General features: G+C 61.8%; 16 protein-coding genes. 4 read left to right on the top strand and 12 right to left on the bottom strand.

The genetic code is table 11. The features are described from left to right. Positions 1–4: 4 nt before the first annotated feature. A complete protein-coding gene (locus tag FHT29_RS17330) occupies positions 5–1,330 on the bottom strand; it encodes an FAD-binding oxidoreductase (RefSeq protein ID WP_168599913.1) in 1,326 nt (441 codons plus the stop codon). 251 nt (positions 1,331–1,581) lie between these two features. Here FHT29_RS17330 and FHT29_RS17325 point away from each other — a divergent pair, with 251 nt between their 5' ends. After that, entirely contained in the window at positions 1,582–2,058 is a 477-nt protein-coding gene (locus tag FHT29_RS17325) for an Lrp/AsnC family transcriptional regulator (protein ID WP_034510479.1), read from the top strand. A gap of 33 nt (positions 2,059–2,091) precedes the next feature. Here FHT29_RS17325 and FHT29_RS17320 read toward each other — a convergent pair whose 3' ends face one another. The 7 genes from FHT29_RS17320 to FHT29_RS17290 all read right to left on the bottom strand — a co-directional run bounded on the left by FHT29_RS17320 (position 2,092) and on the right by FHT29_RS17290 (position 10,507). Continuing rightward, entirely contained in the window at positions 2,092–3,753 is a 1,662-nt protein-coding gene (locus tag FHT29_RS17320) for an ABC transporter ATP-binding protein (RefSeq protein WP_168599912.1), read from the bottom strand. Next, positions 3,753–4,595 carry an ABC transporter permease gene (locus tag FHT29_RS17315; RefSeq protein WP_047560210.1) on the bottom strand — a complete coding sequence of 281 codons (843 nt, stop codon included), beginning with the start codon at positions 4,593–4,595 and terminating at the stop codon, positions 3,753–3,755. Before FHT29_RS17315 ends, FHT29_RS17320 begins: the two co-directional genes overlap by 1 nt. A gap of 2 nt (positions 4,596–4,597) precedes the next feature. Further along, positions 4,598–5,548 carry an ABC transporter permease gene (locus FHT29_RS17310; RefSeq protein ID WP_037197456.1) on the bottom strand — a complete coding sequence of 317 codons (951 nt, stop codon included), beginning with the start codon at positions 5,546–5,548 and terminating at the stop codon, positions 4,598–4,600. A 96-nt stretch (positions 5,549–5,644) separates the two neighbouring features. Continuing rightward, on the bottom strand, positions 5,645–7,255 hold the full coding sequence (locus FHT29_RS17305; protein WP_168599911.1) for an ABC transporter substrate-binding protein: 1,611 nt from the start codon (positions 7,253–7,255) through the stop codon (positions 5,645–5,647). A gap of 72 nt (positions 7,256–7,327) precedes the next feature. Continuing rightward, the gene (locus FHT29_RS17300) at positions 7,328–8,044 is read right to left on the bottom strand and encodes an HAD-IA family hydrolase (RefSeq protein ID WP_168598130.1); all 717 of its coding nucleotides are present in this window, start codon (positions 8,042–8,044) and stop codon (positions 7,328–7,330) included. A gap of 238 nt (positions 8,045–8,282) precedes the next feature. Then, positions 8,283–9,656: an aspartate aminotransferase family protein gene (locus tag FHT29_RS17295; protein WP_168599910.1), complete on the bottom strand. Its 1,374-nt coding sequence runs from the start codon at positions 9,654–9,656 to the stop codon at positions 8,283–8,285. Between the two features lie 11 nt (positions 9,657–9,667). Beyond that, complete coding sequence (locus tag FHT29_RS17290; RefSeq protein ID WP_168599909.1) at positions 9,668–10,507, bottom strand: GNAT family N-acetyltransferase; 840 nt, start codon at positions 10,505–10,507, stop codon at positions 9,668–9,670. Positions 10,508–10,821: 314 nt separating this feature from the next. Between FHT29_RS17290 and FHT29_RS17285 the strand changes: the two genes are divergently transcribed. Together FHT29_RS17285 and FHT29_RS17280 are read left to right on the top strand one after the other, a co-directional pair. Further along, complete coding sequence (locus FHT29_RS17285; protein ID WP_037197565.1) at positions 10,822–11,490, top strand: haloacid dehalogenase type II; 669 nt, start codon at positions 10,822–10,824, stop codon at positions 11,488–11,490. A gap of 12 nt (positions 11,491–11,502) precedes the next feature. Then, positions 11,503–12,780 (top strand): FAD-binding oxidoreductase, encoded by a 1,278-nt coding sequence (locus tag FHT29_RS17280; protein ID WP_168599908.1) that lies wholly within the window; start codon positions 11,503–11,505, stop codon positions 12,778–12,780. A 16-nt stretch (positions 12,781–12,796) separates the two neighbouring features. Here the strand turns inward: FHT29_RS17280 and FHT29_RS17275 are convergent, their stop codons facing one another. Beyond that, positions 12,797–13,195, bottom strand: coding sequence for a RidA family protein (locus tag FHT29_RS17275; protein ID WP_113085052.1), 399 nt, complete (start codon positions 13,193–13,195; stop codon positions 12,797–12,799). Positions 13,196–13,361: 166 nt separating this feature from the next. Between FHT29_RS17275 and FHT29_RS17270 the strand changes: the two genes are divergently transcribed. Then, positions 13,362–13,955: a TetR/AcrR family transcriptional regulator gene (locus FHT29_RS17270; RefSeq protein WP_047640796.1), complete on the top strand. Its 594-nt coding sequence runs from the start codon at positions 13,362–13,364 to the stop codon at positions 13,953–13,955. 61 nt (positions 13,956–14,016) lie between these two features. On the opposite strand, the gene FHT29_RS17265 is transcribed toward FHT29_RS17270, so the two are convergent. The 3 genes from FHT29_RS17265 to FHT29_RS17255 are packed head-to-tail and all read right to left on the bottom strand — an operon-like array spanning position 14,017 to position 18,010. Then, positions 14,017–15,474 (bottom strand): NAD-dependent succinate-semialdehyde dehydrogenase, encoded by a 1,458-nt coding sequence (locus tag FHT29_RS17265; protein WP_047640795.1) that lies wholly within the window; start codon positions 15,472–15,474, stop codon positions 14,017–14,019. Positions 15,475–15,492: 18 nt separating this feature from the next. Next, positions 15,493–16,536 (bottom strand): tartrate dehydrogenase, encoded by a 1,044-nt coding sequence (locus FHT29_RS17260; protein ID WP_047640794.1) that lies wholly within the window; start codon positions 16,534–16,536, stop codon positions 15,493–15,495. A 10-nt stretch (positions 16,537–16,546) separates the two neighbouring features. Then, positions 16,547–18,010, bottom strand: coding sequence for an aldehyde dehydrogenase family protein (locus FHT29_RS17255; RefSeq protein ID WP_047560185.1), 1,464 nt, complete (start codon positions 18,008–18,010; stop codon positions 16,547–16,549). Positions 18,011–18,133: the final 123 nt, after the last annotated feature.

Below are 18,133 nucleotides of genomic sequence, written 5' to 3'. Positions count from 1 at the left end.
CCCGTCAGAAATCGGCAACTTTTCCCCAGGCGGAGCGGTTCAGGCGATCCGGATAATAGGGCTTGGGGTCGACGATCGGCGTCGCACCCGTAACGAGGTCGGCAACAAGGTGTCCGGCACCGGGGCCAATTCCGAAACCGTGGCCGCTGAAGCCTGCCGCCAGGATCAGGCCGGGGATTGCAGCTATCTCGCCGATCGCGGGCACGCCATCCGGCGTGCTGTCGATATAGCCGGCCCATGCGGCCGAAACGGGGGCATGAACCAGGGAGGGAAGAAGTGTGCGTGCCCGCGCAAGCGTCAGGTCGATCTGCTTGCGGTCGGGGCGCGGATCGAGGATGCGGTTGCGCTCCATCGGCGTCGGCCGATCGAGCCGCCAGTGCGAAAGGGTCTCGTGGCCGCCCTTCAATCCCTCCATGCCTCCCGGCGCCAGGCTTTTCCAGCGACGGGCGAACATCGGCACGAAATAGCGGGCAAAGCGAAGCTGCTGCAGGGTGGGGTCGACGCGGGCCTTGCCGCTGATGGCGAGCGTATAGCCGCCGTCGCTTCGTCTCGTCGCCGAGACGGCGGCCGTATGGAGGGCTGCCGGAAGGCTCTTGGCTCCGGGCGCGACGGACAGGATCGAGGATCGGATGGCTGCCTGCGGAAAACGAACACCCAGCTGCCGGCAGAAGGACGATGCCCAGGCTCCGCCCGCCATGACGACGGTTTCGGTGCGGATGATCCCCGCTTCCGTGACCACGGCGCTGACGCGGCCACCTGTGGTTTCCAGACCACGGGCCGCGCACATCTGATGCACGCTGCCGCCGAGCGCCATGATGGCGCGGGCGACAACGGGGGCGGCGCGAGAGGGATCGGCGGTGCCGTCGGTCGGCGAAAAGACGCCGCCTTTCCAGGCCTTGCCGGTCGCCGCGCCGAATTCGCTGGCTTTCTTGCTGTCGAGCATATGGGTGGTGACGCCGACGCCACGGGCAAACTCGCCCCAGCGTGCCCAGCCGGCCAGTTCCGCATCATTGTCGCTGAGATAGAGCAGGCCGCAGCGGCGAAAGCCGGCGTCCTCGCCGCTCTCTTCAGCGAATGCGTCCCAAAGCGCCAGGCTCTTGGTCGCCATCGGCAGCTCGCGAGCATCCCGGTTCTGCTGCCGGCACCAGCCCCAGTTCCGGCTGGATTGTTCCGCGCCGATCCGTCCCTTCTCGACAAGTGCGACTTTCATGCCGCGGCGTGCAAGGTAATAGGCGGAGAAGACGCCGACGATGCCGCCGCCGATGACCACCGCATCCGCCGTCTCGGGCAGCGTCGGTGTGGTCTCGATGTGAAGAAGGGGGGCGGGCATGGCAATCTCCGTTCGCAGACCAGCATTGTAATCGAGCTTTTCGTCCGCAAATGCTGCAGATCGCAATCAGACAGCATTTCCTTCTGTGCAGTGCCAAGACTACGAATTCTTCTGTTAAAGCACGGATTTCATGTCGTTATATCGAGGTATACATGCCCGATTCCGCTTGCTAAGCGAGCCTTTCGGCCTAAAATGACGAAAGATTATTCCGCAAGGCAGCCATTCTGCCATCCGCAAACCGGAGCGTGCCGATGAAACTCGACCGGATCGATATCAAGATCCTCTACGAACTGCAGAAGAACGGCCGTATCACCAATGTCGAACTGGCCGAGCTGGTCAATCTCTCGCCCAGCCCCTGCCTGATGCGGGTCAAGAAGCTGCAGTCCGAGGGCTATATCTCCGGCTATTCCGCCCAGATCAACATCGCCAAGCTCGGGCAGACACTGACCGTCTTTACGGAAGTGACGCTGAAGAACCATCGCCAGATCGATTTCGCCCGCTTTCTGGCGGCGGTCGAGAAGGTGGATTCGGTGGTGGAATGCCATCTGGTTTCCGGCGGTTACGACTATCTGGTGAAATTCGTTACCGCCGGCATTGCCGAATACCAGACGACGATGGAGCGGCTGATCGATATGGAGATCGGCATCGACAAATATTTCAGCTTCGTCGTGCTGAAATCGCCGATCGTCAAGGCGCATATGCCGCTAACAAGCCTGTTTCCGGTCTGACCGGCGTTGAGCCGTTAGTCTAACTCGCAAATCTCAGCGGCTCGCGAAAGCCCGGATCAACTCGTCGTCCTGCTGCAGGCCGTCGAGCCAGCCCGTGTCGAGCTTCGGCACCGAGGAGAACAGCAATTTCGAATAGGGGTGCTTGGCGCCGCCGGCGAGATCGGCGGAGGAAAGCTGCTCGATCTTCTCGCCCGCATACATCACGATGATCTCGTCGCAGATCGCCTGCACGGTCGAAAGATCATGGCTGATGAAGACATAGGACAGGCCGAGCTCGCGCTGCAGCTCCTTGAGGAGATCGATGATGGCGGCCGCCACGACCGTATCGAGGGCCGAGGTAATCTCATCGCAGAGAATGATCTTCGGCTCGGCCGCCAAGGCGCGGGCCAGATTGACGCGCTGCTTCTGACCGCCTGACAGTTCGGCTGGACGGCGGTGTTTGATGGCTGCCGGCAGATGCACCATGTCGAGCAGCTGCTCGATGCGGGCTTCGCGCTGCCTGGCGCTTGGGTTGCCATAGAAAGCAAGCGGCCGACCAAGAATATCTCCGATCGATTTGGCCGGATTGAGCGCTGTGTCGGCGAACTGGAAGACGATCTGCAGCCTGCGCAGCTCTTCGCGCCGGCGATACCTGGCGTCGGCGGCGAGCTGTTTGCCGTCGAAGACGATATCTCCCGAGATCGGCGGCAGTATCCCGGCGATGACGCGGGCAAGCGTCGACTTTCCGCAGCCGGACTCGCCGATGATGCCGAGATTGTGGCCGGCTTCCAGCCTGACGCTCACGGATTTGAGCGCGACCGCCGTCGGCAGGCCGTTCGGCTGGATCGGGCCGTATCCCGCCACGATATCCGTGACCTCGAGCAGGGCGGGCGTCTTGTCGGCGGTTGCTTGCGCCGGCGAGGCGTAGAGCTTGGGCTCAAACGCGGCCAGCAGTTCCCGCGTGTAGGGATGGGAAGGCGAGGAAAGGATCTGCTCGGTCGTGCCAATTTCCTGGATTTCGCCGCCCTTCAGCACGACGATCCTGTCGGCCACCTGGGCGACGACGGCGAGATCATGCGATACGTAGACGCCGGCGATGCCGCCGGTCTTCATGACCGATTTGAAAGCCTTGAGCACTTCGATCTGTGTCGTCACATCGAGCGCAGTCGTTGGCTCGTCGAAGATCACGAGCTTCGGATTGCCGATCAACGCCATTGCCGCCGATAGCCGCTGCAACTGCCCGCCGGATACCTGGTGCGGATAGCGCGCGCCGATCGTCTCCGGATTGGGCAGGCTGAGCGCCTTGAAAAGCTCAACGGCGCGTGCTTTCGCGTCTTCGACCGGCATGAGATCATGAATGCGGGTGATCTCGATCACCTGTTCCATGATGGTCTGAGCCGGATTGAAGGCGGCCGCGGCACTTTGCGGTATGTATGCAACCTCCGTGCCACGGATCTTCGCTCTGGCTTTTTCGGACAGGCTCGCCATGTCCTTACCTGCAAGCAGCACCTCGCCGCCGCTGATCCGGCATCCAGGGCGAGCGTAGCCCATCAGGGTCAGGGCGATCGTCGTCTTGCCGGAACCGCTTTCGCCGATCAGGGCGACGATCTCGCCTTCCTGAATATCGAAGCTGACGCCGCGGATGATCTCGACGCGACGGCCGGAATCGGTCTTTGCCTCGACCTTCAGGTTGCGGATTTCGACGAGTTTGGCCATCAATTGCTCCGGTCCCGGATCTTCTGGGGAAGGTTGTCGATCAGCAGGTTGACGCTGATCGTCAGGCTGGCGATCGCGATGCTCGGAAAGATCACCGCAGGCGCGCCGAAGGGCAGGCCGCCGATGTTTTCACGCACCAGCGCACCCCAATCGGCATTGGGCGGCTGCACACCGAGGCCGAGGAAGGAGAGGCCGGACAGGAGCAGCACGATGAACACGAAGCGCAGGCCGAGATCGGCCATGACCGGCCCCAGAATATTCGGCAGGATTTCGGAACGAATGAGATAGAGCGTGCCTTCGCCGCGCGCGCGGGCCACCGTGATGAAATCCATGGTGTTGATATTGACGGACAGCGCGCGGGCAAAGCGATAGGCGCCTGGCGTGTAGATGACGGCGAGCGTCAGGATCAGTACTGGGATCGAGGAGCCGACACCAGCCACGACGACGAGGCCGAACAGCTTGCTCGGGATCGAATTCAAAGCATCGAGAAAGCGGCTGAGCACGCTGTCGAACCAGCCGCCGATGACGGCCGCGATCATGCCGAGCGCGACGCCGGAGACGCAGGAGACGCAAACGGCGGCAAGCGAGATGCCCACCGTGTAGCGCGCACCCATGAGAATACGCGACAGGATATCCCGGCCGAGATAATCCGTTCCGAGCCAGAACTTGGCCGATATCGGTCCGAAATAATCGAAGTCGACGATATCGCCGATCGAATAGGGGATGATCAGCGGTGCAAAGATCGCCACCAATGCCCATAGCAGAATGACTGCAAAGCCGAGCATGCCGACGATGTTGAAGCGAAAGCCGAGCTTGCGGGGAGTGAAGGCGGTAAGGGCCATGATCAGCGCAACCTCGGATTGGACATAATGGCGATGATGTCGGCGATGGTGATCAACAGGAGATAGACCACGCAGAAGATCATCGCGCAGGTCTGGATCAGCGGCAGGTCGCGCGTGGCGACGGCATCGACCATCAGCTTGGCGATGCCCGGATAGTTGAAGATGGTTTCAACGATGATGACGCCGCCCAGCAGATAGGAGAGCGACAGCGCCACCGCGTTGACGATCGGTCCCAGCGCATTCGGCAAGGCATGTTTCAGCACCATGCGCCGGCGCGACGCCCCCTTCAGCAGCGCCATTTCGACATAGGGCGTGTTCAGCGTCTCGATGACGGCGGCACGCGTCATGCGGATCATCTGCGCCGATATGACGAAACTCAACGTGATGACAGGCATCGCGAAGACGCGCAGCATCTGCCCGAAGGAATGGATCTCGTTGGCGAAGGCAAGTGCCGGCAGCCATTTGAGATAGACGGCGAAGATCAATACGGCCGAGGTGGCGACCATGAATTCCGGCACGGAGATGACGCCGATCGAAATGATGGTGACGATGCGGTCGTAGAGCGAGCCGCGCAGCATCGCCGCCGTAATGCCGAGGGTGAGCGCGATCGGCACGGAAAACAGCGTGGTCGCCGCCGCCAGTTTCAAGGAGTTTCCAAGCCGCGAGCCGATCAGATCGGCGATCGGCATGTTGTTGGCATAGGAAATGCCGAGATCGCCGGTGGCGAGGCCAGCAAGCCAGCGGACGAAACGCAGGATGGCCGGATCGTTCAGATGCATGGCGGCGCGAAGGCCGGCGACTGCTTCAGGAGTGGCAGCCTGGCCGAGCAGGATCTGCGCGACGTCGCCCGGCAGCATCGATGTCGCCGCAAACACCGTGAACGAGACGATGAGCAGCGTGACGAGGGCCACGAGCACACGGCCGAACACGAGATAAAGAACGTGGCGGTTCATGACGGATCCCCATCGCGAGAGCGGATGTGCCAGTTTCCCGGCATTGTACCCGACAAGCGGCGCCGAAGCACCACCGGCCGGGTACGAAGGCAGGGATCAGGCATCGAGCCAGACATATTCCGCAAAGGCGTAACCCATCATGCCGCCGAGCGGATTGGCTTCCAGCCCATGCAGCTTCGAGGAGATCGCGTCGACGTTGGAGATATAGGCCGGGATAGCGGTGCCCGCATCTTCGGCAATCATCACCTGCATTTCGCCATAGATCGCCTTGCGCTTGGCCTGGTCAAGCGAGCCGCGCGCCTCAATGAGCATGCTATCGAACTTGGCGGACTTGTACTGGCTCTCGTTCCACGGAGCATCGGAGGAATAGAGCAGGGAGAACAGGATATCCGGTGTCGGACGCGGATTGATATTGCCGAAATGCATCGGCGCCTTCAGCCAGTAGTTCGACCAGTATCCGTCGGAGGGCACACGTTGAACATCGAACTTCATGCCGATATCCGCGCCGGCCTGCTGCAACACCATCGCCATGTCGATGGAAGAGGTTGCTGCATCAGAGGCGACAACGGGGATGGACTGGCCGAAGAGGCCCGACTTCTGAAAGTGGAACTTCGCCTTTTCAGGATCGAAGGCCTTCGGCTTCAGATCGGCATTGTGATAGATGCTGGATGGCGGCACGGGCTGGTCGTTGCCGATTTCGGCGAGGCCGCGCAAGGCCGACTTCTGGATCGCTTCGCGGTTCAGCAGATACTTGACGCCGGTAACGAAGTCCTTGTTGCTGCCCGGGTTCATGTCGAGGCGCATGTTGAGGTCGGTGTAGTTGCCGGAGGTGGTCTTCGACAACGTCACGCCCGTTTGGCCGTCCAGGAGCCGCATTGAGCGCGGGTTGATGGAAGCGGCAAGCTGTATGTCGCCCGACATGAGTGCGTTGACGCGCGCGGAATCGTCCTCGATCCCGAAGAACTCGAAGGAATCGAGGTGCGGGCCGCCTTGCTTCCAGTAGTTCTTGTTCTTGACGGCGACGGAGCGGACGCCTGGCTGGAAAGTCTCGCAGACGAAAGCGCCCGTGCCATTGGCCTTGCTGAAATCCGTCGTGCCGTCGGCAATGATCATGAAGTGATGGATGGCAAGGATTGTCGGGAGGTCGGCATTCGGATTGACGAGCGTGATCTCGACGGTCAGCGGATCGACAGCCTTGAAGCCTGTCATCTGCTTGGCGATGGCATTGACCTTCGAGCCGACGGCCGGATCGAGATGGCGCTTCAGCGAATAGACGACGTCGGCCGAAGACAGGGTCTTGCCGCTGTGGAAGCTCACGCCCTTGCGCAGCTTGACGGTCCAGACCTTGGCATCGGCGCTTTCGATGCTTTCGGCGAGTTCCATCTGCGTGACGCCATTCTTGTCGAGGAAGGAGAGGCGATTGTAGAAGGCACAACAGCGGACATAATCCGTCGACAGCGATGCCTTGGCCGGATCGAGCGTGTCGGCGGTCGAGGATGACCAGCCGGCCGCCTTCAGCGAACCGCCCGAGACCGGGGTTGCTGCGAAGGCGGCGGAGGCTCGACCGAAGATCGCCCCGCCGGCCGCAGCGGCGATGCCGCCCGCGAGCAGCATTTGCAGGAGATCGCGGCGAGTTGCGCCACGGCGGATGGCATTTTCGACCATGGCATCGTCTGCGCTGGTCCAATTCGTGATCTTGTCGTTCATTGCGTTCCCCTTTTTGTTGAAGTTGAGTTGTCGTCCCGTCTTTGGCGGGCTCAGTATCGGGTCGTTACTCCGTCAGGCGGCCTTGCTTGCCTCCGCTGCTTCGGCAAGTCCTGCCATGGAGGTGAAATGATAATCGGGCTTTGTGAATTCCTGAGGTTCGATGGTGCCGCCATAGCCCTTCTGGGCATGGCGTCGCTCGATCCAGCAATTGGTCATGCCGAGTTGGCGGGATATGCCGATATCGTGATACTGGCTCTGGGCGACGTGCAGAATGTCGTCCTTCGAGGCTTGCTCCTTGCCGACGAAGGCGAAGACCTGCTCGAAGAAGGCCGGATCGGGTTTTTCCGTGCCGGTGTCATCAGCGGTGAATGCCGCATAGAACGGATTGCCGAGTTCCTTGGAGAAATGTTCGAAGGCCCAGCGGCGGGCATTCGTCATGGCAATCAGCCGATAGCGCTTGGACAGACGGCGGAGCGCATCGGCACTGTCGGCAAAGCCTTTCCAATTGCCAGCGGAATCGCGCAGCCGTTCACCGAATTTCACTTCGGCAGGCAAGCCGAGCTTCGGCGCAATGACCATATAGACGCGGACGAGATCATCGGGAAAAAGACCGGCGTCGCCGGAATAGCGCGCAGCGCGATAGAGTGCCAACGCCTCTTCGCCATCGACGGAGACACCTGCCTCTTCAGCGATCCCAGCCAGACATTCCTTGATGCCGCCCTCGAAGTCGATCAGCGTTCCGACGACATCGAAGGTGAAATATTTGAAATCCGCTAAGCTCTTGGCCAAGTATCTGTCCTCGAATGAGCGCCATCAATTTCGATCGCGCGACTGAATGCAGAAGAAAATGCTGTTCCGATCTTGCCGCTTGTTTTGTTCTATCTCCTCAAAATCCGCGTTTTTTAGGCTCTGAGGGTGGCAGCACGTCCAGTTTCGCAGTTAAGGCCTGCCGGAGTCTCTGAATGGCGGAGCTGTGGCGGCACAAAATTGCGAATATGGGCGCAAAGCGGTATTTCGGCCGCCGCGCTCAAGCAAGAGCCGCGCGAACGTCCGGATCTTCCAGCGTCTGATCGAGCGTCCTGCGCGTACGATCGATGATCGCGTCGATTTCCGCATCGGTGCAGCAGAGCGGCGGCGCATAGCCGAGCACGCCGTTGCCGAAGGCGCGGATGACAAGTCCATTGTCCCAGGCACGATCGAATATACGGCGCGAGGGATCGGCGGCCGCGGGCAGCGGCGTCTTGCGCTCCTTGTCGACGACCAGTTCGATGGCGGCCAGCATGCCGCGCCCGCGTACATCGCCGACCAGTGGATGCGCGGCCAGCTCGTGCAGGCCGGCCATCAGGCGAGCGCCCGCCTTGACACCGTTTTCCAGCAAGCCGTTTTCATAGAGGCGCAGAACTTCGAGGCCGACCGCTGCGCTGACGGGATGGGCGGAATAGGTGTAGCCATGGCCGATGGCCGCGGACCCGGCACCATCGGCGATCGTCTGGTAAACGCGCTCCGACAGGAAGACGGCGCCCATCGGTACATAGCCGGAGGTAAGACCCTTGGCTGTTGTCATCAGGTCGGGGACGATGTCTTCATCGGAGCAGGCAAAGAGCGGCCCGGTGCGGCCGAAGCCGGTGATCACTTCATCAGCGACGAAGAGGATGTCGAGCTCGGTGCAGACGTCACGCATCGCCTTCATCCAGCCGGGCGGCGGTACGAGCACGCCGCCGGAGCCCTGGATCGGCTCGACATAGAAGGCTGCCGCTCGGTCGGCGCCGATCTCCTCGACCTTGGCGCGCAGCGCGGCGACGGAGGCGGCTATGATCGCCTGCGGATCGCTGCCGACGGGATTGCGATAGGCATAGTGCGTTGGAATCTTGTGCTGCCAGTCGAGCGGCACACCGAAACCGGCATGGAAGATCGGCAGCGCCGTTAGCCCGGCACCCACCGTCGAGGAGCCATGATAGCCCTGCTCAAGCGAGATGAACTGATCCTTCGCCGGTTTGCTGAGCGAATGGTAATAGTAGCGGATGAAACGGATCGTGCTGTCGATGGCATCCGAGCCTCCGAGCGTGAAGTAGACGTGGTTGAGATCGCCCGGCGCACGGTCGGCCAGCTCGGCGGCAAGCCGGATGGCCGGCTCCGAGCCGAGGCCGAAATAGCCGGTGGCATAGGGCAGTTCGCGCATCTGGCGGGCGGCAGCCTCTACGATGCTTTCATGGCCATATCCGGCGTTGACGCACCACAGACCGGCGAAGCCGTCGATCATCTGATGCCCCGTCGCGTCGGTGACGGTAGCGCCTTTGGCGGATTTCAGGACCCGCACACCGGCTCGCTCGTGGCCGCGATAGGAGGCGACCGGATGGACGAGGTGAGCGCGATCGAGTTCGACAAGGGAATTGCTCAGCATGATATCTCTCTTCAGCCCAGGGCTTGGCTCGCCAGGGCAAATGTGTGAACGCTTAAAATGTTTGACGGAGCGGGTGATGCGGCGCGGCGCATGGCAATGCCGCCGCCGACATGGGTAAGGCCGTGTTCGAGCAAAAATGGAGCAAGGCCGGTTTCTGCCCCGGTATCGACGCGCATGAAGACACCGGGTCGGGCCGCAAACAGGAAGCTCAGCAGATCCTCGGCATCCGCCGCCGTTTCCGCGACGACCGGGCCGCAGAGCTCGCCGCGCCCGAAGGCGCGTAACGCCGCATATCCGCGCAGGCCGTCGGTCTTGCGCAAGACGGCTAGACGACCGGTGTGGAACAATGCCTGCAGCAGCGCCGTGCGGTCCGCGCCATAGGCGAGACGATCGAGAGCGACGATGTGGTTGAAGTCGGCCGACGTCGCACGATCGACCGTCCCGGCCGCGATACAGGCCCGCAACGGCCCCTGATGCTGGACGATCTCGCCTGTCCTCTCGAAGCCGAGACTTTGATAAAGCGGAAGGCCTTCGGCGGTTGCCACGAGCCGGCACTCGCGGGTTCCGACGATCTCAAGAGCAGCCTGCATGATGCGCCGACCGATGCCGCGCCCGCGCATGGCCTCGTCGACAATGACCATGTTGATTGTCGCGACGTCGGCGCCGTAGGGCGTGACGAAGATCGTCGCGACCACTTTCTGATTTTCGATCGCCACGAGGCCGCTGCTGAGTTCGAGCAGCATTTGCCACTCCTCGAGTCGGTGCGGCCACCTCGCCTGGCGCGACAGGGCAAGGGCTGATGGGAGATGGGATTGGTCGAGGGGGCGAACGTCGATCGCGGATGCCTGCACAGGCCTTTTCTCCCGTCTGTTGCTTTATCTCTTTGATAGACCGACAAGGAAAGAAGATCGTCCTGACGACGAAGCCGCAGCAGTATCTTTCACCGTCCGTCGATACGCCCGCCGCATCTTATGCCGGCAACGCGGCGCGACCGGGCGAGATGACGGGCCTGGAGGCGTCAGGCGCGCAACTCTCTGCCAAAGCAGGACAAGCATACAGAACATTCTGCTTCCCGACGGCGCAAATGCGGTGAACCGATGGGGAAAGGCTGCCTATGATGGGGCGAGATCAGCGCCAGCACGGCATTCTGCAAGGGATCAAGGACATGACGACGTTCCGGCCAAAATACATTACCTTCGACTGCTACGGCACCCTGACGAACTTCCAGATGGCCGAGGCGGCCCAGAAGATCTATGGCGAGCAGCTCGATCAGCCGCGCATGGCGCGGTTCATCAAGAACTTCGCCGCCTACCGGCTGGACGAAATTCTCGGTGACTGGAAGCCTTATAATGAAGTAATCCATAATGCCGTCGAGCGTACCTGCCGCAGGAACGGGGTCGCCTTCCACGCCGAAGATGCCCGCTCAATCTACGAGACCGTTCCGAGCTGGGGTCCGCATCCGGATGTGCCGGCCGGTCTTGCGAAGGTCGCCAAGGAAATTCCGCTCGTCATCCTGTCGAACGCCATGAACGAGCAGATCATGCACAATGTCGAAAAGCTCGGCGCGCCGTTCCACGCAGTTTTCACGGCACAGCAGGCCAATGCCTACAAGCCGCGCTTCAAAGCCTTCGAATACATGTTCGACATGCTCGGCTGCAATCCGGAGGACGTGATGCATTGCTCTTCCTCCTTCCGCTACGATCTGATGTCGGCTTATGATCTCGGCATCAAGCACAAGGTCTGGGTCAATCGTGGCCATGAGCCCGCAAACCCTTATTATGAATACGCCGAGATCAAGGACATTTCCGGCCTGCCCGGCGTTCTCGGGCTCTGACGGGAGACGGCAATGCAGTTCAAGTCCTACTGGCACGATACCGCGCCGCGTTTTGCCGGCCAGAGTGCAGCGCCGATCGAAGGTCACTATGATGTCGCGGTGATCGGCGGCGGCTTTACCGGCTTGGGCGCGGCACGGCAGCTCGCAAAGGCCGGCGCCAAGGTGGTCGTACTGGAGGCGAACACGGTCGGTTCAGGCGCCTCCGGCCGCAATGGTGGTCATCTCAACAACGGTATCGCTCACAGCTTCATTGCTGCCAAGGCGGAGCTCGGGGTTGAGCGGGCCAAGGCGCTTTATCGAGCCTTCGACGATGCTGTCGATACGGTCGAGCGGATCGTCAAGGAAGAGGCGATCGACTGCAATTTCCGCCGTGCCGGCAAGCTCAAGCTTGCGTCGAAGCCGGCTCATTTCGAAGGTATCGCCAGAAATTTCGAGGCGGTTCACCGCGAGATCGATCCGGATACGGCACTCCTGACGTCAAGCGACCTGAAGGCCGAAATCGGATCGGCTTCGTTTCACGGCGCGATGCTGTCGAAGAAGAGCGCCATGATGCATATGGGGCGCTACGCAGTCGGGCTTGCAGAGGCGGCTGTCCGCCATGGAGCGGTGGTCTATGACAATGCGGCGGTGATCGACAGGCGAATCAACGGCAACAAGCACGAGTTGACGACGGTGCGCGGCAAGCTTACGGCCGACAATGTCCTGCTCGCGACCGGCGCCTATACCCCGGGGATCTTCGGCTATTTTCGCCGGCGGATCGTGCCCGTCGGCAGTTTCATCATCGCCACCCGACCCCTGACGGAGGCGGAGGTTGCTGCGACCATGCCGGGCAACCGCACCTGCGTCACCTCGCTCAATATCGGCAATTATTTCCGGCTTGCGCCAGACAACCGGCTCATCTTCGGCGGCAGGGCCAGGTTCTCGGCGACCTCCGATCAGCAGTCGGATGCCAAGAGCGGCGAAATCCTGCGCGCCGGCCTTGCCGAGATCTTTCCGCATCTCGCCAAGGTCGAGATCGATTATTGCTGGGGCGGCCTGGTGGATATGACCAAGGATCGGTTCCCGCGCGCCGGCTACGTCGACGGGTTGTGGTATGCGATGGGCTATTCAGGCCATGGGGCGCAGATGGCGACGCATATGGGCATGATCATAGCCGACGCCATCCTGGGCAAGACGGATCGCAACCCGGTCAAGGGGCTGGAATGGCCCGCCGTTCCCGGGCATTTCGGCAAGCCCTGGTTCCTGCCGCTCGTCGGCATGTACTACAAGACCCTCGATCGTTTTCAATAGCCGCGGATCGCCGGAATCACGCCTTTGAAGGGATGCGGGCAATGACCTTGATCTCGAAGTCGAAGCCGGCGAGCCAGTTCACGCCGATCGCGGTCCAGTTCGGATAGGGCGGCGCGCTGAAAATCTTCTGTTTGGCGGCCATGATCGTTGGGAACTGGTTTTCAGGATCGGTATGAAACGTCGTTATATCAACGATATCATCGAGCGTGCAGCCTGCCGCATCCAGTGTTGCCTTGAGGTTTTCGAAAGCCAACTGGACCTGAAGTTGGAAATCAGGTTCGGGCGTTCCATCGGAACGACTGCCGACCTGTCCTGACACGAAAAGCAGGTCAGCGGATCGGATGGCGGCCGAGTAGCCGTGTTCCTCGTAAAGGGCGTGCCGGTTGGCAGGGAAGATTGCTTCGCGCTTGGTCATTTCCGATCTCTCTTCATAGACGTTGACGGGCTGTCGATGAGCGCAGCGCGATCCGGGAGCTTCACACGCTGTCGGATCATCTGATATACGTTGCGTATCTGAAATAGCCGACATACGCGCCGTATGTCAAATTAATATACGACGCGTATATGAAATCGAGGGCAAGATGGCGAAGCGACGCGTCGAGACGATGGAAGAGAACCGGGCCAAGTTGATCGTGGCCGCACGAAAGGCCTTCGCCGAAAAAGGGTATTCGGCCGCTTCCATGGACGAGCTGACCGCCGAGGTCGGTCTGACACGGGGCGCGCTTTACCATAATTTCGGTGACAAGCGCGGGCTTCTGGCGGCGGTTGTCGATCAGATCGACTCGGAAATGGCGTTACGCGCTCAAGGGGTCGGCGTTCGAGCAGGCGATGATTGGAAGGGCCTGCTCGCCGAAGGCGCTGCTTATATCGAGATGGCGCTCGTTCCGGAGGTCCAACGCATCGTTCTGCTCGATGGACCTGCAGTATTGGGTGATCCGTCAAAGTGGCCCAGTCAAAGCAGCTGTCTTCAAGCAACCAGACGGACAGTGGAGCGTCTGATCGCCCAAAAGGTCCTCAAGCCGGTCGACGCGGAGGCGGCCGCCCGGCTTCTCAGCGGCGCTGCGCTCAATGCAGCTCTCTGGGTCGCCGCCAGCGACGATCCGCAGCATGTGCTGCCGAAGGCCATCGAGACATTCCATGCCTTGGCCGGGGGCCTTCTCACGAAGCCTGCGTGAATTCCTGTCGCCAAGAAAGCTGCAACGATGTCCGTGCTGCAAGTCGGCTTGGGCGCGACTTTCAGGCAAGCCCGCCGATGTGGAAGGTCTTCATCTCGAGATATTCCTCTATGCCGGCCTGCGAGCCTTCGCGTCCGAGACCGGATTGCTTGACGCCGCCGAACGGGGCCACTTCCGTCGAGATCGCGCCCGTATTCAGCCCGACCATGCCGAATTCCAGCGCCTCGCCGATGGCCCAGGAACGCTTGAGCCCTTGCGTATAGAAATAGGCAGCAAGGCCGAACGGCGTGCCGTTGGCGATGGCGATCGCCTCTTCGTCGGTCGTGAAGCGGAAGAGCGGCGCGACCGGGCCGAAGGTCTCTTCGCTTGCCAGCAGCATGTTGGTGGTGGCACCCGACAGGACGATGGGGGCGGCGTATTGGCGGCCCTCCGGCAGATTTGAAGCCTTGGCGATGATCGTCGCACCCTTCTCGACGGCATCGCTGACATGGCGCTCGATCTTGTCGATGGCCGCTGCATTGATCATCGGCCCGATGTCGATTCCCGTTTGCGTACCGGGGCCGACCTTCATGGCGGAAACGCGGGCGGAAAGCTTTTCGGCAAAGACGTCATAGACCTTGTCCTGCACCAGAATGCGGTTGGAGCAGACGCAGGTCTGGCCGCCATTGCGGAATTTCGAGGCGATTGCGCCCTCGACGGCGAGGTCGAGATCGGCATCGTCGAAGACGATGAAGGGCGCATTGCCGCCGAGTTCGAGGCTGAGGCGCTTGATGCTGTCGGCCGCACCCCGCATCAACAGGGCGCCGACACGGGTCGAGCCGGTGAAGGAGATCTTGCGCACTATCTCGTTGCGCATCAGCTCGTTGCCGATCTCTGTTGGCATTCCAGTGACGATGTTGATGACGCCGGCGGGGATACCGGCGCGTTCGGCGAGCACGCCAAGCGCCAGCGCCGAATAGGGCGTGAAGTCGGATGGCTTGATGACGACAGTGCAGCCGGCGGCAAGGGCGGGTGCGACTTTGCGGGTGATCATCGCGTTCGGGAAGTTCCACGGCGTGATGATGCCGCAGACACCAACGGGCTCCTTCAACACGATGATCCGCCGATCTGGCGTCGGTGAGGGGATGGTGCTGCCGCCGATGCGGCGAGCTTCCTCGGCGAACCATTTGACGAAAGACGCGCCGTAGCGGATTTCGCCACGCGCCTCGGCGAGCGGCTTGCCCTGTTCGCTTGTCAGCAGCAGCCCGAGATCGTCGCAGTTCTCGATCATCAGATCGTGCCAGGCTTCGAGCAGTTGCGCCCGCTCGGCATGGGTTTTCGCGCGCCAGGCGGGAAAGGCTGCATTGGCAGCTTCGATCGCCGCCCGCGTCTCGGTTTCGCCCATATCGGGAACGGTACCCACAGCCGTCTGCGAGGCCGGGTCGATGACATCGACCGTCTTGCCGGAAGCCGCATCCAGCCAGGTTCCTCCGATCAGGCCCTGCTGGCGAAACAGGCTCTTGTCCTTGAGATCGATCATGTCTTGCGTCCTTGTCGTTCAGCTAAGTGCGTTCAGCACGGCCTCGGTAATGGTGTCGGTCTTGTCTTTGCCTGGAGCCGTGCCGATGCCGGCCGCCGTCGCCGCCGCGATGGCGTCCATGATCGCGTCGGCGGCAGTCTTCTCGCCGAGATGCTCCAGCATCATGGCGGCCGACCAGATGGCGGCGATCGGATTGGCGATGCCGAGATGGGCGATATCCGGGGCGGAGCCGTGCACGGGCTCGAACATCGACGGCGCTGTTCGGTCCGGGTTGAGATTGGCGGAGGCGGCAAAGCCGAGCCCGCCCTGGATCGCGGCGCCGAGGTCCGTCAGGATGTCGCCGAACAGATTGGAGGCGACGACGACGTCAAGGCTTTCCGGCGCCATCACCATGCGCGCCGCCATGGCGTCGATATGGTAGCTGGTGACAGCGACGTCGGGATAGTCGGCTGCGACCTTGGCAGTAATCTCGTCCCAGAACACCATGGAATATTTCTGCGCATTCGATTTGGTGACGGAGGCGAGCTTGCCGCGCCGCATGCGCGCCTGCTCGAAGCCGAAGCGCAGGATGCGCTCCACGCCCGTGCGGGTGAAGATCGAGGTTTCGACGGCGACTTCGTTCGCCGTGCCCTGATGCACGCGGCCACCCGCGCCGGAATATTCGCCCTCGGTATTCTCGCGGATGCAAAGAATGTCGAAGTCTTTGGCTTTCAACGGCCCTTCGACCCCCGGCAGCAGCCGGTGAGGGCGGATATTGGCATATTGCTCGAAGGCCTTGCGGATCGGCAGAAGAAGGCCATGCAGCGAGACGGAGTCAGGCACTTCGGCCGGCCAGCCGACCGCGCCAAGCAGGATGGCGTCGAAACCGCGCAGCGTCGCGATTCCGTCGGCAGGCATCATTGCCCCGGTTTCCTTGTAGTAGGCGCAGGACCAGGGAAAGCTCGTCGGCTCCAGCCCGAAGCCCGTCTTATCGGCCACTCTCTCCAAGACTTGCCATGCCGCGTCGATAACATCCTTGCCGATACCGTCGCCAGGGATAAGCGCGATCCTGTAGGTCTTCATGGTCGGTTCCTCAGATGTTGATCAGCACGGACTTGCTGCGGCGGTTGGCAAGATAGGCGTCGCGGCCGAGATCCTTGCCGATGCCGGAACTCTTGTAGCCGCCCGTCGGCAGAATATGGTCGCGCGAACGCCCGTAGCGATTGACCCAGACGGTGCCGGCCTGCAGGCGGCGCGTGACGCGAATGGCGCGGGAAAGATCGCGTGTGAAGAGACCCGCCGCAAGTCCGTAGATCGGGTGATCGGCAAGCTCGAGAGCCTCTTCCTCCTCCTCGAAGGTCTGCAAGGTCAGCACCGGGCCGAAGATTTCTTCCGTGACGGCGGGGGAGGCCTGATCGACACTCGCAAGCAGAGTCGGCGCGTAGAAATAGCCGGGTCGATCCAATTGCGTTCCACCGGTCAGGCACTCCGCGCCGGCATCGATCGCGGCCTGGACGATCCGGTCGATACGTCCGATCTGGCGTTCCGAGATGATGGGCGAGTAGAGGCTGTTCTCGTCCCAGGTCGGCCCCGGCTTGATCCTGGACATATGCTCGAGGATCGCTTCGGCCAGCGGCGCGGCGATGCTGCGCTCGGCAATCAGCCGCGATCCGGCCACGCAGGCCTGGCCGGCATTGGCAAGGATGTTACGGGCGATCGCTTCGGCTGCCAGCGCGATATCCGCATCGGCAAAGACGAGTTGCGGGCTCTTGCCGCCGAGCTCCAGTGTCATCGGCTTGATGCCCGTGCGGGCGATATTCTCCATGATCGCCGACCCTGCGGCGGTCGAACCGGTGAAGCTGATCTTGCCGATGCCGGGATGGCCCGTCATCGCAGCCCCCGTCGTCGGGCCGTCGCCGAGCACGATGTTGATCAGGCCGGCGGGAATGCCGGCGCGCACCGAAAGCTCGGCCATATGGAGCGTCGAAAAAGGCGTCATCTCGGATGGCTTCAGCACGATGGCATTGCCGGCCGCAAGTGCCGGCCCGATCTTCCATCCGGCCATGGAAATCGGAAAATTCCAGGGCGTGATCGCGCCGACGACACCATAGGGTTCCGTCATGATCATGCCGAGGCTGTTGCCGTCGGTCGGCACGAGATCGCTGCCTTCCTTGTCGGCGAATTCCGCGAAGAAGCGGATCTGCTCGGCTGTTACGGCAATGTCGCCGGCGATGAGCTGCCCGACCGGCCGGGTCGAGGATATGGCCTCGAGGCGCGCCAATGTGACGGCTTCTTCCTCGATGAGGTCGGCCCATCGCACCAAAGCTTTGGTCCGCTCGCGCGGCCGAAGGCTGGCCCAGCCGCTTGTCCTGAGGGCCTGATTGGCCGCGTCCACGGCCTGATCGACTATGTCCCTTCCCGCGATCGGGCATTGCGCGAAAGCGACGCCATCCGAAGGCCGGTGGACGTCTATGCCACCGCTTGCCGCGACATAGCGGCCGCCGATGAAATGTCCGCTCGGAAGATCGAGGGAGTCTGGGTCGAAACTGAGGGTCATGGTGTTTCCTTGCCAGCGGTTCCAGCAAGTCTAACGGCTGTGCCGTGGCAGTTTCGGTCGTGCGTCCGCGATGTCGCGACGGAATATCCCGTTTGTCCCCGATGTTTCAGCGCAAGATTTGGT

Origin of the sequence: Rhizobium sp. SG741, assembly GCF_012275435.1 — a bacterium.
Classification (GTDB): Bacteria; Pseudomonadota; Alphaproteobacteria; order Rhizobiales; family Rhizobiaceae; genus Rhizobium; species Rhizobium lusitanum.
Note: the sequence above shows the minus strand (reverse complement) of the source record. Positions and strands in the feature narration are given on the sequence as shown.